Source organism: Nocardioides bruguierae, from assembly GCF_023554635.1.
In the GTDB taxonomy this organism is placed as follows: domain Bacteria; phylum Actinomycetota; class Actinomycetes; order Propionibacteriales; family Nocardioidaceae; genus Nocardioides; species Nocardioides bruguierae.
Map to the genome: position 1 here is coordinate 170,036 of NZ_JAMJPH010000020.1, position 14,265 is coordinate 184,300.

Annotated in this window: 10 protein-coding genes; 4 read left to right on the top strand and 6 right to left on the bottom strand. The window is 76.1% G+C overall.

From position 1 onward, the window contains the following. Positions 1-23 precede the first annotated feature (23 nt). Together katG and M8316_RS11275 are read right to left on the bottom strand one after the other, a co-directional pair. The gene (gene katG, locus M8316_RS11270) at positions 24-2,264 is read right to left on the bottom strand and encodes a catalase/peroxidase HPI (RefSeq protein WP_250054617.1); all 2,241 of its coding nucleotides are present in this window, start codon (positions 2,262-2,264) and stop codon (positions 24-26) included. Between the two features lie 62 nt (positions 2,265-2,326). Beyond that, complete coding sequence (locus M8316_RS11275) at positions 2,327-2,761, bottom strand: Fur family transcriptional regulator (protein WP_250054618.1); 435 nt, start codon at positions 2,759-2,761, stop codon at positions 2,327-2,329. Positions 2,762-2,936: 175 nt separating this feature from the next. Here M8316_RS11275 and M8316_RS11280 point away from each other — a divergent pair, with 175 nt between their 5' ends. From M8316_RS11280 to M8316_RS11290, 3 genes are all read left to right on the top strand, one after another. Beyond that, positions 2,937-4,103 (top strand): pyridoxal phosphate-dependent aminotransferase, encoded by a 1,167-nt coding sequence (locus M8316_RS11280; protein ID WP_250054619.1) that lies wholly within the window; start codon positions 2,937-2,939, stop codon positions 4,101-4,103. 227 nt (positions 4,104-4,330) lie between these two features. After that, a complete protein-coding gene (locus M8316_RS20640) occupies positions 4,331-5,551 on the top strand; it encodes a methyl-accepting chemotaxis protein (RefSeq protein WP_308196001.1) in 1,221 nt (406 codons plus the stop codon). 67 nt (positions 5,552-5,618) lie between these two features. Next, positions 5,619-6,902, top strand: coding sequence for a competence/damage-inducible protein A (locus tag M8316_RS11290; RefSeq protein ID WP_250054620.1), 1,284 nt, complete (start codon positions 5,619-5,621; stop codon positions 6,900-6,902). A 57-nt stretch (positions 6,903-6,959) separates the two neighbouring features. Here the strand turns inward: M8316_RS11290 and M8316_RS11295 are convergent, their stop codons facing one another. Beyond that, positions 6,960-7,457, bottom strand: coding sequence for a MarR family winged helix-turn-helix transcriptional regulator (locus tag M8316_RS11295; RefSeq protein ID WP_250054621.1), 498 nt, complete (start codon positions 7,455-7,457; stop codon positions 6,960-6,962). Positions 7,458-7,548: 91 nt separating this feature from the next. On the opposite strand from M8316_RS11295, the gene M8316_RS11300 reads away from it, so the two are divergent. Beyond that, a complete protein-coding gene (locus M8316_RS11300) occupies positions 7,549-8,817 on the top strand; it encodes a multidrug effflux MFS transporter (RefSeq protein WP_250054622.1) in 1,269 nt (422 codons plus the stop codon). An 18-nt stretch (positions 8,818-8,835) separates the two neighbouring features. Here the strand turns inward: M8316_RS11300 and M8316_RS11305 are convergent, their stop codons facing one another. From M8316_RS11305 to M8316_RS11315, 3 genes are all read right to left on the bottom strand, one after another. Further along, entirely contained in the window at positions 8,836-11,343 is a 2,508-nt protein-coding gene (locus M8316_RS11305; RefSeq protein ID WP_250054623.1) for an Eco57I restriction-modification methylase domain-containing protein, read from the bottom strand. 28 nt (positions 11,344-11,371) lie between these two features. Next, positions 11,372-13,735, bottom strand: coding sequence for a sensor histidine kinase (locus M8316_RS11310; RefSeq protein WP_250054624.1), 2,364 nt, complete (start codon positions 13,733-13,735; stop codon positions 11,372-11,374). 74 nt (positions 13,736-13,809) lie between these two features. Beyond that, positions 13,810-14,193, bottom strand: coding sequence for a response regulator transcription factor (locus tag M8316_RS11315; protein ID WP_250054625.1), 384 nt, complete (start codon positions 14,191-14,193; stop codon positions 13,810-13,812). Positions 14,194-14,265: the final 72 nt, after the last annotated feature.

Sequence of the window (14,265 nt, forward strand, 5' to 3'; positions counted from 1 at the left end):
CCCCGGGGGGTGCTCGCCGTGGCTCAGGCCAGGTCGAAGCGGTCCGCGTCCATCACCTGGGTCCAGGCGGAGACGAAGTCCCGCACGAGCTTCTCCTTGGCGTCGTCGGCCGCGTAGACCTCGGCGACGGCGCGCAGCTCGGAGTTGGAGCCGAAGAGCAGGTCGGCACGGGTGCCGGTCCACAGCTTCTCGCCGGTGGCGTCGGAGACGCACTCGTAGGTGCCCTCGGCGCCCTCGACCGGCTTCCAGGTGTTGCCCAGGTCGAGCAGGTGGGCGAAGAAGTCGTTGGTCAGCGCGCCCGGGGTGGCGGTCAGGACGCCGGCGTCGGTGCCCTGGTAGGTGGCGCCGATGGCGCGCAGGCCGCCGAGGAGGACGGTCATCTGCGGGGCGGAGAGGCCCAGCAGGTTGGCGCGGTCGACCAGCTCGAACTCGGCCGGACGCTCGGCGGACTTGCCCACGTAGTTGCGGAAGCCGTCGGCGGCGGGCTCGAGGTAGGAGAAGGACTCCACGTCCGTCTGCTCCTGGGTGGCGTCGCCACGACCGGTGGTGACGTCGACGGTGACCTCGACGCCGGCCGCCGCGGCGGCCTGCTCGACGCCCACGGAGCCACCGAGGACGACCACGTCGGCGAAGGACACGGTGATGCCCTGGGCCGCGACGGTCTCGACGACGCCCTCGAGGGTGGCGATGACGCCGCGCAGCTTCTCGGGCTCGTTGACCTCCCAGGTGACCTGGGGCTCGAGGCGGAGGCGACCACCGTTGGCGCCACCGCGCTTGTCGGAGGAGCGGAAGGACGAGGCGGCGGCCCACGCGGTGGTGACCAGCTGCTGGATGCTCAGGCCGGTGGCGGCGATCGCCGCCTTGACCTTGACGACCTCGGACTTGGTCAGGGCGGTGCCGGCAGGCACCACGTCCTGCCAGAGCAGGGTCTCGGCGGGCACCTCGGGGCCGAGGTAGCGCGCCAGCGGGCCCATGTCGCGGTGCGTCAGCTTGAACCACGCGCGGGCGAAGGCGTCGGCGAACTTGGCCGGGTCCTCGTAGAAGCTGCGGGCGATCGACTCGTAGATCGGGTCGAAGCGCAGCGAGAGGTCGGTGGTGAGCATCGTCGGCTTCTTGTTCGGCTCGCCGTGGGCACCGGGGATGGTGTCCTCGGCGTCCTTGGCCACCCACTGGTGGGCACCGGCGGGGCTCTTGGTGAGCTCCCACTCGTAGCCGAAGAGGTTGTGGAAGAAGCCGTTGCCCCACTGGGTCGGGGTGGTGGTCCAGGTGACCTCGAGGCCGGAGGTGACGGTGTCGACGCCCTTGCCGGTGCCGTAGCCGTTCTTCCAGCCCAGGCCCTGGTTCTCCAGCGGCGAGGCCTCCGGGTCCGGGCCCATCTTGTCGTCGGCGTGGGCGCCGTGGGTCTTGCCGAAGGTGTGGCCACCGGCGATGAGCGCGACGGTCTCCTCGTCGTTCATCGCCATCCGGCCGAAGGTCTCGCGGATGTCGCGGGCGGCCGCCAGCGGGTCCGGCACGCCCTCGGGGCCCTCGGGGTTGACGTAGATGAGGCCCATCGTGGTGGCGCCGAGCGGCTTCTCCAGCTGGCGGTCGCCGGTGTAGCGCTTGTCGGTGCCCAGCCACTCGGTCTCCGAGCCCCAGTACACGTCGTTGTCGGGCTCCCACACGTCGGCGCGGCCGCCGGCGTAGCCGAACGTGGTGAAGCCCATGTCCTCGAGCGCGGCGTTGCCGGCGAGGATCAGCAGGTCGGCCCACGAGATGGACTTGCCGTACTTCTTCTTCACGGGCCACAGCAGACGACGGGCCTTGTCCAGGCTCACGTTGTCGGGCCAGGAGTTGAGGGGGGCGAAGCGCTGCTGGCCGGCGCCGGCGCCGCCGCGTCCGTCGGTGACGCGGTAGGTGCCCGCGGAGTGCCAGGCCATGCGGATCATCAGGGGGCCGTAGTGGCCGAAGTCGGCCGGCCACCAGGCCTGCGAGGTGGTGAGCACCTCGACGACGTCCGCCTTGACGGCGGCCAGGTCGAGGGCCGAGAAGGCCTCGGCGTAGTCGAAGCCCTCGTCCATCGGGTCCTTGGCCGGGGCGTGCTTGGCCAGGATGTTGAGGTTCAGCCGGTTCGGCCACCAGGTGTTGTTCGGGTCCGCGGTGAGCGGCGAGGGCAGCGTGTCGCCGTGCGCGACGGGGCAGCCGCCGGCCGCGCCGGGCGCCTCGACCGGCTCGTCCGTGGTGATCTGCCCGTGCTCGTTGCCGGGGGTGGGCTCCGTGGTCATGCGCTGTCCTTCCAGTGGGGTGCCGTGGGGCGGGGTGACGCGAGAGGGAGAGGGGCGCGCGCTCAGGCCGTGGCCGCGGCGCGGGCGCAGTCGGGGCAGGTGCCCCAGTACACGACCTCGGCCTCGTCGACGACGAAGCCGTGGTCGGCCTGCGGGGTCAGGCACGGGGCGTGCCCGACGGCGCAGTCGACGTCGGCGATGGACCCGCAGCCGCGGCACACCACGTGGTGGTGGTTGTCCCCCGCGCGGGTCTCGTACCGGGCCACCGAGCCCTGGGGCTGGATGCGGCGCACCAGCCCGGCCTCGGTGAGGGCACGCAGCACGTCGTAGACGGCCTGGTGCGAGACCTCGCCCAGGTCCGCCCTGACGGCGGCGATGACCGCCTCCGTCTCGGCGTGCGGCATCGCGGACAGGGCGCGCAGGGTGGCGAGCCGCGGTCGCGTGACGCGCAGCCCGGCCCCGCGCAGCAGGGCCTCCGGGGCGGTCGTCTCGGTCATGCCTGCAACCTGCCGCATGTTCTGGAACGAGTCAAGATTGATCTCGGCGTGGCGATGTGCTCGCGCACACGCGCCTCGACAGGCGGCCCCGTGGTCTGTGACCTCCGGCACGCGCGCGGCGCGCCGACCCCGCCCCGTCCTGGCGAGGCGAGGGGCGCGGGCGTTTCCTGGTGCCGTGCCGCAGCTGTCCACCACCGTCGCCTCCGTGCCCGCCTCGGGCATCCGCCGCATCTACGACCTCGCCCGCGGGCTCGAGGCCCAGGGGCAGGAGGTGCTGGACCTCTGCGTCGGCGAGCCCTCCCTGGCCGTGGCACCGCACGTGCTGGCCGCCGGGGCCCGCGCGTGGACCGAGGACGCGACGCAGTACACGCCCAACAGCGGGCTGACCCCGCTGCGCGAGGCGCTGGTGACGAAGCTGCGTGACTTCAACGGTGCCGACGTGGGCCTCGACCAGGTGCACGTGACGCCCGGCGGCATGCAGGCGCTGCAGCAGGCCATGGCCTTCGCGCTCTCCCCCGGCGACGAGATCCTCGTCCCGGACCCGGGCTACTCGAACTTCCCGATGACCGCCCGGCTCGTCGGCTGCGTGCCGGTCGCCTACCCGCTGCACCCCGAGCGCGCCTTCGTCCCCGATATCGCCGACCTCGAGGCCCTCGTGACCCCTCGCACGCGGGCGCTGCTGGTCAACAGCCCCTCGAACCCACTCGGGGTGACCTACGACCGGGCCACGCTCCAGGCCCTGCTCGACCTGGCCCGCCGTCACGACCTGTGGGTGATCAGCGACGAGGTCTACGAGTACCTCGACTGGAGCGGCGAGTTCTGCTCGCTCACCGCCCTCGACTCCCCCGCCGACGGCGGCGGCCGCGTCCTCGGGGTCTTCTCGCTCTCCAAGACCTACGCGCTCACCGGTGCCCGCGTCGGCTACCTGGTCACGCCGCCGGGCCTGGACGAGCGGTTCCGGGCCGCCCAGGAGGCGTCGGTCTCGTGCGTGAACGCCCCGGCGCAGGTCGCGGCGCTCGCCGCCGTGACCGGGCCGCAGGACGCGGTCGAGGACGCGCGGGCGCACTACGCGAGCACCCTGGCCGCCGGCCGTGCCGCGCTGGACGCGCGGGGCGTGCGCTACCTCGTGCCCGGCGGGGCCTTCTACCTGTGGATCGACGTCTCGCACGTCAGCGGCGGGGACGTGGCGGCGTGGTGCGAGGACTTCCTGCGCACCGAGCACGTGGCCGTGGCTCCCGGCTCGACGTTCGGCAGCCTGGGCGAGGGCTGGGTGCGGGCCTGCTGCGCCGGCGACCGCGACACGGTCGCCCGGGCGCTGGCCCGGGTCCCCGCGCGGCCCTGAGCGGCGGGCGACGAGGGCACCGCCCCGGTGGTCGAGCAGCGAGGAGCCCCGGCGACGAGCGCACGCCCCCGGTGGTCGAGCAGCGAGGAGCCCCGGCGACGAGCGCACGTCGAGACCGCCCGGACGCCCCCTCCCCCCTCCTCAGGCGCGCGGCGGGCCTGCCGATCAGGGGCACCGTGACGACTCCCACCACTACTGCCACCGCCTCCGGCCGGACCCGACGGGACGTGTCCCTGACCGGACGCCTCCTCCCCGTCCTGTGGGGAGCCAACGGGCTCGCCTCGATCGCGGGCGGCCTGCTCGCGGGCGGCAACGTCGCGATGATCGCGTTCGGCGTCCTCCAGGTGGTCGTGGGCGGTGCGCTGTGGCCCGTCCCGTGGGCGCGCGTGCCGGCGGCGCTGCCGCTGTCCATCCCGTTCCAGGTGGTGGGCGTCCAGGTCGTGCAGGCGTTCGTGGTCGAGGACCTCTCGCTCAGCGCGGCCGTGGCCAGCGTCTGCCTGGCCCTGTGGGTCGGCGTGTCCCTGCCGAAGTCCTCCCTCTACGCCACCCTGGCCATGCAGGCCGGGGTGCTCGGTCTCATCGCCTGGCAGGACGCCGCGCAGGCGCAGCCCGTCGCGTACGTGGCCGTCGTGTGGCCCGTCGTCGCCGCGGTCGGCGGGTGCCTGTACTGGCTGCGCGACCGGATCGACCTCGCCGCCGAGCAGGCGGCGCAGGCGCAGGCGGACGCGCTCCGGGCCCAGCTCGCGACACAGGCGGCCGACGAGCGGGCCGCGCAGGAGCGCCAGCAGGCCGTCGCCGAGGAGCTGGCGGGCCGGGAGGCGCTCCAGGCCCGCATCCGGTCCCAGGCCGAGGCCCTGGCACGCGCTGCCGCGACCGTCTCCGACCAGTCCGGGGTGGCGTCCTCGTCCGTCAGCGAGCTCTCCGCCGCCATCGCCGAGCTCTCCCGCACCGCCCAGACCACCGGCGCCATCGGCACCCAGGTCGCCGGCATGGCCCGCGAGGCAGGTGCGGTCATGGACGCCCTCGCCGGCTCCAGCCGTGCCGTGGTCACCGCCTCCAGCGTCATCTCCACGATCGCCGACCAGACGAACCTGCTCGCGCTCAACGCCACCATCGAGGCCGCCCGGGCGGGCGCGGCGGGCGCCGGCTTCGCCGTGGTGGCCGGGGAGGTCAAGGAGCTCGCCCGCCAGACCGGGGAGAACGCCGAGTCGATCAGCTCGACCATCGGCCAGGTCGAGAGCGACATGGGCAACGCCGTCGCGCACGTCGGCCGCATCGGCTCCGAGATCGACGAGCTGCAGCGCCAGGTGGCCACGCTGGCCGCCGCGATCGAGGAGCAGTCGGCCGTGGTCGCCCAGATCACCGGCACCGTCGCCGCGACCGCCGCGGAGGCCCAGGGCATCGCGGACGGCGCGGCCACCCTGGAGGGCATCGCGACCGCGGCCTGAGCCGCCGCCGGTCGCGAGACCGAGGCCGTCCGACCCCCAGCCACCGAGGCCGGACTACGTTGACCGGGTGAGCACGCAGCCCCGTCCCCGCGCCGCCGTCGTCGTGACCGGGACGGAGGTGCTGACCGGTCGCGTGGCCGACGCCAACGGCGGCTGGCTGGCCGAGCGGCTGCGCGGCCACGGGGTGGAGATCGGCACCGTGGTCGTCGTCGGCGACCGGGCCGAGGACCTGCACGACGCCCTCGCCTGGCTCACCCCGCGGCACGCCCTCGTCGTCACCACGGGAGGCCTGGGGCCCACGGCCGACGACCTCACCGCCGCCGTGGTGGCCGAGCACCAGGGCCGCCCCCTCCTCCTGGACGCGGCGCTCCGCGAGCGCGTGCGGGCCCGGGTGGAGGCGGTGGCCGCCCGCCGAGGCTGGCCCGTCGATACCCCGGCCTCGCTGGCCGGCATCACCAAGCAGGCGCACGTCCCGCAGGGCGCCACCGTGCTCGAGCCCGTCGGCACCGCCCCCGGCCTCGTCGTGCCGCCCACCCGCGACGGTCACGCGCCCGTGCTGGTGCTGCCGGGCCCGCCCAGCGAGCTGCGGCAGATGTGGCCCGCCGCCGAGACCTCGCCGGTCGTCGCCGCCGTCCTGGCTGCGGGTGCCGGGCTCGAGCAGCGGCACCTGCGCCTGTTCGGCACCCCCGAGTCCGACCTGGCGGCCGTGCTGCGCGAGCTCGGCCCCGCCCTCGACCCGCTCGAGCTGACCACCTGCATCGACGACGTCGGCGAGCTGGAGGTGGTCGGGCGCTTCGCGCCCGAGGACGCCGAGGCCTGGCAGGCCCTGGCCGACGCCCTCGCCGCGCGGTTCGCCGACACGCTGTTCAGCCCGGACGGCCGCAGCCTGGACCTGCTCCTGGCCGAGGCGCTGCGCGAGGCCGGCGCCACCGTGGCCACGGCCGAGTCGTGCACCGCCGGCATGCTCGCCTCCCGGCTCGCCGATCTCCCCGGTTCCTCGGACTACCTGACCGGCGGCCTCGTCGTCTACGCAAACGAGGTCAAGCGCGACCAGGCCGGCGTCCCCCAGGCGATGCTCGACGAGCACGGTGCCGTCTCCGCCCCGGTGGCACGGGCCCTGGCCGACGGCGTGCGCACCCGGCTCGGCACCACCTGGGGCGTCGGCATCACGGGCGTGGCCGGCCCGGGCGGCGGGACGGCGGCTAAGCCGGTGGGCCTGGTCCACGTCTGCCTCAGCAGCGCCGACGTCGTCCTGGCCGACGAGCTGCACCTGAACGGCGACCGGGGACGCGTGCGCAGGCGCACCGTCGAGGCCGTCATGCACCGCCTGCTGGCCCAGCTGCGGGGCTGAGCGCGCGGGGCCGAGCGCGCGGGGCCGAGCGCGCGGGGCCGAGCGCGCGGGAGGAGGTCAGGGCCGCAGGCCGTCCTCCAGCGCGGCCAGCACCCGCAGCGTCGTGGCCAGGTCCTCCTCGGCGACGTCCGCCTCGGCGAGCGCCTGCGCCACCAGCCCCGACCACTGCCGTCGCACCGCCCGGGTGCTGGCCTCGGCCCGGTCCGTGGCGCGCAGGCGGACCGTGCGCGCGTCCTCCCCGTGGGTGCGCTCGACCAGCCCCTGCCGCTCCAGCGCGCGCAACGTGGTCGAGAGGTTGCTGCGCTGGAGGCCGGTGGCGGCGGCGGCCTGCCCGGAGGTCGCGCCCGGGTGACGGTGGACGAAGCGGAGCACCGCGACCTCGTTGGCCGTCAGGGGCACGGCGTCGTGGGGGAAGTGCCGTCCCAGCAGCTCGCGGGCGATCGCGGCCACGTGGTCGGCCACGTCGGCGTGCCGGACGGCGGCCGGGTCGCCGCCGGGCAGCGCGGCCCAGCCGTCGCCTCCCCCGGCCGGCGGCGGTGCTGTGTCCGACGTCATGGAGCCTCCCGTTCGACATCTGTCGGTCGCGTGCGGATCATTATGCATGCATAACCATTGACCAGCCATCGACCCTGCACCGAGGAGCACCGTGTCGACCGACGTCCACCGGACAGACCCCAGCACCGACGTCAGCAGCGCCGGCGTCGCCAGCACCGGCGGCCTGGCCGCCGAGGACCGCGGCGGGGTGCCGCGTCCGCTGCTGCTCACGCTGGCCCTGCTGGCGGCGGTGGCCCCGCTCTCGACCGACCTCTACCTGCCGTCGTTCCCGCAGCTCGCCTCCGACCTCGGCACGACCGAGACCGGCGCGCAGCTGACCCTGACGATGTTCCTGATCGGCCTCGCCGCCGGGCAGCTGGTCTTCGGACCCCTCTCCGACCGTCTGGGCCGCCGTCGTCCGCTGCTCGCGGGCGTGGTGCTGTGCATCGCCGCCGGCGTGGTCGCCGTCGCCGCGCCCACGCTGTGGGTGCTGGCGCTCGCGCGGCTGGTCCAGGGCCTCGCCGGCTCGGCGGGCATGGTGCTCGGACGCGCCGTGATCACCGACCTCACCCGCGGCCGGGTCGCCGCGCAGGCCCTGAGCCTGATGATGATCGTGGGCGGCGTGGCCCCCGTGCTGGGGCCCTCGGTCGGCGGTCTGCTGGCCGGACCGCTGGGCTGGCGCGGGCTGCTGGGCATCGTGCTGGCCCTCACCGTGCTGATGCTCGTGACCGTGCTGGCGTTCGTCCCCGAGTCCTTCCCGGCCGAGCAGCGGGCGGCCGAGCGGGCGGCTGCGGCCGACCGGCCGAGCGCCTGGCAGGCCCTGGCAAGCCGACGCTTCGTCGGCTACACGCTCGCGTTCGCGCTCGGCTTCTCGGTGATGATGACCTACATCTCGGCCTCCCCGTTCCTCTACCAGGACCAGATGGGTCTCTCCGAGGCCGCCTACGGCCTGGTCTTCGGCGTGAACGCCCTGGCGCTCGTGGTGGTCAGCGCGATCTCCGCGCGCCTGGTCGCCGTGCACCCGGTGCGGCGGCTCCTCACCGTCGGGCTCACCCTCGTCCTGGTGGCCTGCCTGGTGCTGCTCGCCCTGGTGCTGGCCGACGTGCCGGCGGGCTGGTTCGCCCTGCCCATCTTCGTGGCGGTGGGCAGCCTCGGCCTGGTGATGGGCAACGGCACCGCGCTGGCGATGTCGGCCGTGCCGCACGCCCGCGGCAGCGCCTCGGCCGTGCTCGGCGCGCTCCAGTTCGGCCTGGGCGGCGTCGTGTCGGTGCTCTCCGGCCTGGGCGAGGGTGCGATCGGCCAGGCCGTGGTGATGGCCGCGTGCGCCGTGGCCGCGGTGCTGGCCCTGGCACTGGCGGGCCGGGCTCCCCTGGACGACTGAGCGGGGCCGGGCTCGGCCTCAGGCCTCTTGGTCACGGACGGTGGCCAGCAGGGCGGACTCCCACGGCCGGCTGTCCTGGGGGTCGAGGCCGCAGGCGGCGTCGGTGAGCATGGCGAAGCGGGCACGGGCCCTGGCGTCGCTCGCGAGCGCGCCGAGCAGCAGCCCCGCCGCCCCCAGGTCGGCGGCGGCCGCGGCACCGGCCGGTGCCGGCACGGCGCGGACGTCGGTGGCCGACACCTTCAGCGAGTGCGCGCCGAGCCCGGAGCCCAGCGTCCGCGCGACCAGCAAGTCGTGCACGGCCGGGCTGCCCAGCAGGGCGCCGAGCTGCTCCAGGCCCAGCCCGCCGGTGGGCACCACGCTGATCACCGGGACGCAGGGCAGCAGCGTGCCGTCGCGGTCGAGGACGATCTCCAGGGTCCTCCCCTGCGTCGCCACCAGCAGCTTCGGCACGAGGCGACGGGCGGCCCACCGCTGCATCCGCGCGTCGAGCCGGTCCAGGTCGACCACCGGCCTGCGGTAGCGCGCACCGTCGAACCGGCTCTCCACCTCGCCCCAGCGCAGTCGCCAGGGGTCCACCGCGCCGGTGGTCACCAGCCGCGGCCGCGGGTCGTGGTCGTCCGGGCGGGCCTCCACGACGGCGCCGCGCAGGCCGTAGTACTGGTCGCGGTAGTCGGCCGCGACGTCGGCGAGGTCGCCCACGGTCAGGTCGTGCGGCGCGCTCGGCCGCTCCAGCAGTGCCCCCAGCCGCCGCGCCGCGAGCAGGCTCCACCGCCCCGAGGCCCAGGCCTCCGCCAGGACGCGGCGGGGCCGGTCCGGAAGCGGCGTCGCCGGTCGGCCCTCCAGCAGTCGTGGGACGGCGGCACCGGGATCGGGGTCGGGATCGGGGTCGGCGAGCACCAGCGCCACCGGCGTCACGGCGGCGCCGAACTCGGACCCGTCGCCACGCCACAGGGCGGCCACGGCGTGCCGGGCGGCGACGCCCCGGCGCACGTCGGCCGCGTCCGCGGAGGCGAGCACCGAGTCCGGCAGCACCAGCCCGACGCGGCCACCGGGGCGACGGAGCCGGGCGGCCAGCAGCAGGAAGTAGGTGCTCTCGTCGGCCTTCGGGCCGCCCAGCCCACCGTGCACGTGCCGCACGAGGCTCCGTCGACGGCTCACCAGGGCCCCGGCGCGCAGCGGTGAGAGGAACGGCGGGTTGCCGACCACGACGTCCGCCCCACCCCGGGCAGCGAGGTCGGGCAGGTCGAGGTGCCAGTGCACCGGTCGGTGGCGGGCAGCGGCGCCTCGCACCCGGGCCGCCGCCTCGGGGTCCGTGCCGGCGGCGAGCGCGCGCACCCCGGCGTCGGTGACCGGGGCCGGGCGGTCGAGGAACGCCAGGCACCAGGCGTCGGCCGCGTCGCGGGCCGCGCGGGGCCGACGGCGCGTCGGGACGCACGGCGTCGCCGCGGCCGTGCGCTCGCGGGCGTTGGTGCGGCGTCGGTCGGCGAGGTCGGCCCGGTCGTCGCCGTCCGTGGCGGTGAGGGCCAGGTCCGGCAGCCCGGCCGCGAGCAGGTCCGGCGTGGTGCCGACCAGGGAGTCGCCCACGACCAGGCGGTCGTCCAGGCACGCGGGCTGGGCGCCGGCCCGCGCGACCGCGTGCCAGAGTCGCGCCTGGGCGAGGTCCGCGGCCAGCGGGTCGCGGTCGACGCCGACGAGGCAGCCGCGGGCGACCTGCGACCAGGCGGTGCGCGCCGGCACACCGAGGTCCCCCAGCCGGGCCACGACCCGGTGGCCCGCGGCCAGCAGGAAGTCGCCCGCCCCGACGGCCGGGTCGAGAACACGCAGGTCGAGCAGCGCGGCCGTCGGCTCCGGGGCGCGCACGGCTTGCTCGAGGACGGGGTCGAGGGCCTCGTCCAGCACGAGGGCGACGACGTCCGGCGGCGTCCACCAGCTGCCGGAGGCGCGCCGGGCGTCACGACTGCGGACGAGACGCCACTGCGGTGGCCCGGACGCCGGGACGTGCACCTGCGGCTCCAGCTCCAGCAGCCACTCGTAGGCCAGGGCCGGCCAGTCCCCCGCGTCGTCGGGGCCGTGCTCGGTTCCACCGAGACCGGCGAGGGTGGTGGCCGCCGCCGTCCACGCCCCGGCGGGGAGCCGGACGCCGGCGAGCGCGTCCCCGTCCGGGTCGGTGCGGAAGACCCCGCCCAGGTGCGGGGCTCCCCCGCGGCCGACGGCGAGCCGACCGGCCTCCGCGCGGGCCTCGGCCCAGGACGCGGGCGCTCCCCCGGGGCCGGGCCCGGGAGGCAGCACACCACCGCGGACCAGGTCGGCCCGCACCAGCAGGCGCAGCACCACCCGCAGCAGGCCGCGGTGCAGGCCGTGCCGGAGCGCCTCACGGCCGGCCGCCGCGCCCGGGTCGTCCTCAGCCAGGGCGGAGGCCGTCGCGGCCTGGGCCCGGTGGGCGAGCACACCGCTGCCCAGCACCTCGAGCGCCGTCTGCAGCCGCCGCCGCTCGGCCCGGGACGGGCGTGCGGGGCCGCGGGTCATGCACGCAGGGTAGGGCGTGCCCGAGCGCTCACCGAGGCAGGCCCGGACGTGCCTGCTCGCGGGCGCGCGGGAGGTCCAGGACGAAGCGGGAGCCCGGGCCCCCGGGGAACATCGCCGCCTCGTGCGCCCCGGGCACGTGCGGGGCGGCGAAGCAGGAGATCCGGCCACCGTGCCGCTCGACGATGACGCGGCAGACGGCGAGACCGACGCCGGCTCCGGGCGCCCCGTCCTCGGCCTGCGCCCGCTCGAACCTGCCGAAGATGCGCTCCCGCCACTCCGGGGGCACCCCGACCCCGTTGTCGGTCACGCTCACCTGCACCCGGTCGCCGACCTCCTCGGCGTCGATCTCGATCACCGGCCGCACGTCGCGGGCCACGTACGTGGCGGCGTTGACCAGCAGGTCGTGCACCAGCTGACGGAACATCTCGGGGTCCACGTGCACCGAGGGCAGGTCGTCCGCGATCTCCACCCGCGCCTGGGGCGCCGCCTGCTCGGCGACCTCACGCAGCGGGGAGAGCAGCCCGCTCAGCGGCACGTCCTCCGGCTCCGGCTGCGCGCCCTCGGCCCGCGCCTGGGCCTGCATCTGCTCGATCTGCCGGACCATCCGGTCCGAGGCGTCCTGCGCCCGGGCCAGCGAGCGCCGCGCCCGGCCGTGCTGCTCGTCGCCCTCGTCCGGCGGCACCTGGAGGGCCGCCATGTCCAGCCACCCGCGCAGCAGCGTGAGCGGGCTGCGCAGGTCGTGCGCCGCGACGGTGGCGAACTGCGCCAGCTGGTTGACCCGCGCGTGGTCGGCCGTCACGTCGGTGGCCACCAGGAGCACCTGCTCCCCGCCGTCGGCGGTGACGGGCAGCCGGTCCGCCCGGACGCGGGCGACGATCTCGCGGCCGTCCACCCGGGTGACGAGGAGGTCCACCGGGCCCACGTGCCCCTCGACCCGCGCCCGCCGCAACGGGTGCTGGTCGTCGCGCACGGGCGAGCCGTCGAGGTTGCGCACCACGAGTGCGTCCGGGGCGGCGCGACGGTCCCGACCGAGCAGCTGCGCGGCCGCGTCGTTCACGAGGACGGGGCGGTCCTCCCGGTCGAGCACGGCGAGCGCGTCCGCCTTGGTCTGGGAGAGGTGGTCGAAGAGGTCCAGGCGCTGGGCCAGCTCCTCCTCCCGGCGCCGGTCCCGGGCGGCCAGCGCGCGGCGCTCCTCGGCCACGGCCGCGACGGCGAGGCTGCTGACCACGACCGCGGCGACGAACAGCTGGAGCCAGATCGCCCGGAGCTCGGGGTCGACGACGTCGCCGAACAGCACCCGGCCCTCCGTGGCCAGCAGCGCGACCGCGGTGCCGAAGACGAGCACCTGGAGGCTGGTGAGGGCGGGGCTCAGCCGCACGGCCGCGGCCATCGCCAGCGGCGGGACGAGGAAGGCCAGGTGCGTCGTGCGCGGGTCGGCGACCGCCGCGTAGGTGATCGCGGTGCCGGACAGCAGCAGCACGGCGTCCACGAGGTCCCAGCGCCGGACCGCGGCGATCTCGCGGAGGACGGAACCGCCGCGTCGGTGGTGCTCCACCAGCACGAGCCCGGGCCCGGCGACGACGAGGCCGCCGACCGCCCAGCGGACGACGAAGCCGGCCAGGTGCAGTGGGTCGGGGTGGAGGTAGTGCAGGCCCCAGACCGCCTCGGAGACGCTCTGCACGAACAGGGTCACCGCGGTGGCGACCAGGCTGCCCGCCAGCACTGCGAGCACGACCCCGCCCAGGCACCGCAGCCGGCGGCCGTCCCGCTCGGCGGGCGCGCCGGCGGCGTCGACGGCGGCGCGGTGGGCTCGCCCGAGGACGGGCAGGTCCGTGGCGACCCGCAGGACGACGGCGCCGACGACGGAGAACGCGAGCGCGCCCGGCACCTGGACCAGCGCCCAGCCGAGCCCGGAGCCGCTCAGCAGGACGCCGGCCACGGTGGCCACGACGAGACCGACGACGAAGCGCACCACCTGCCACGGCGTGCGGGCCGTGGCCAGCCAGAGCAGCTCCACGCCCGCCGCGGGCCAGAAGTCGCTGAGCATGCCGGGGCCCGGGGCCGTGGACCGACCGAGCACGACCGCGAGCAGCAGGGCGCACCCCAGGAGCCCGTCGCGCAGCAGGGCGTCTCGGATCGAGTGGCGGCGGCTCCGACGACCGGGTTCGGGGGCGGCACGTTCCTCGAGCACGGGCCTCGCCGCGCCAGCGCCGACCGAGGACGCGCGCGGGACCCGGAGCAGGTCGGCCGGAGGCAGCAGCCGACGGGAGACCTCCCCCGTGTGCCGGGGCAGGTGCAAGGCCTCCGGGGTCTCCGGGAGCGGGCGCAGGCCGGGGCCGGGGACCGGTTCCGGCGGCGGGCTCGTGCCGGTGCTGCGGTGCAGGGGGGACATCGCCGCGTCCTCCGTCGAGTGCTGCGGGGCGGGGGGGACCCCGGTCGCGCTGCCGGGGGGTGGGAGCCGAGGGGTCAGCCCGTGGTCGGGGGGTGCGGCTCGACGGTGAGCTCGTCGACACGGCCCAGCAGCTCGGCCCGCGTGAACGGCTTGCCGAGGAGCCCGACGGCGCCGGCGTCGACCGCCGCGCGCAGGTCGTCGCGGGAGGAGAGCGCGGAGACCATCAGCACCGGTGGCACGGTGCGGGTGGACCCCTCCAGCTCCTGGAGGACCTCGATGCCGTCGAGGCCGGGCATGGTGCGGTCGAGCAGGACGAGGTCGAAGGACTCCTCCGCCAGCGCCGTGAGGGCGCCGCGGCCGTCGGGCTCGGTGCGGACGCGGTGGCCGGCGCCGGACAGCATGAGGTCCATGACCTCACGGATGTCGGCCTCGTCGTCCACGACCAGCACGGTGCTCACCCGACGAGCGTGGGCCCCTTCTGCCTGATTCTGGGGATCTTCCAGCATTCCGTGATGAAGAAGAGATGAAGC

Bases quoted from the DNA above. Each gene is read 5' to 3' on its own strand.
- katG (WP_250054617.1), bottom strand. From the start codon at position 2,264: ATGACCACGGAGCCCACCCCCGGCAACGAGCACGGGCAGATCACCACG.
- M8316_RS11275 (WP_250054618.1), bottom strand. From the start codon at position 2,761: ATGACCGAGACGACCGCCCCGGAGGCCCTGCTGCGCGGGGCCGGGCTG.
- M8316_RS11295 (WP_250054621.1), bottom strand. From the start codon at position 7,457: ATGACGTCGGACACAGCACCGCCGCCGGCCGGGGGAGGCGACGGCTGG.
- M8316_RS11305 (WP_250054623.1), bottom strand. From the start codon at position 11,343: ATGACCCGCGGCCCCGCACGCCCGTCCCGGGCCGAGCGGCGGCGGCTG.
- M8316_RS11310 (WP_250054624.1), bottom strand. From the start codon at position 13,735: ATGTCCCCCCTGCACCGCAGCACCGGCACGAGCCCGCCGCCGGAACCG.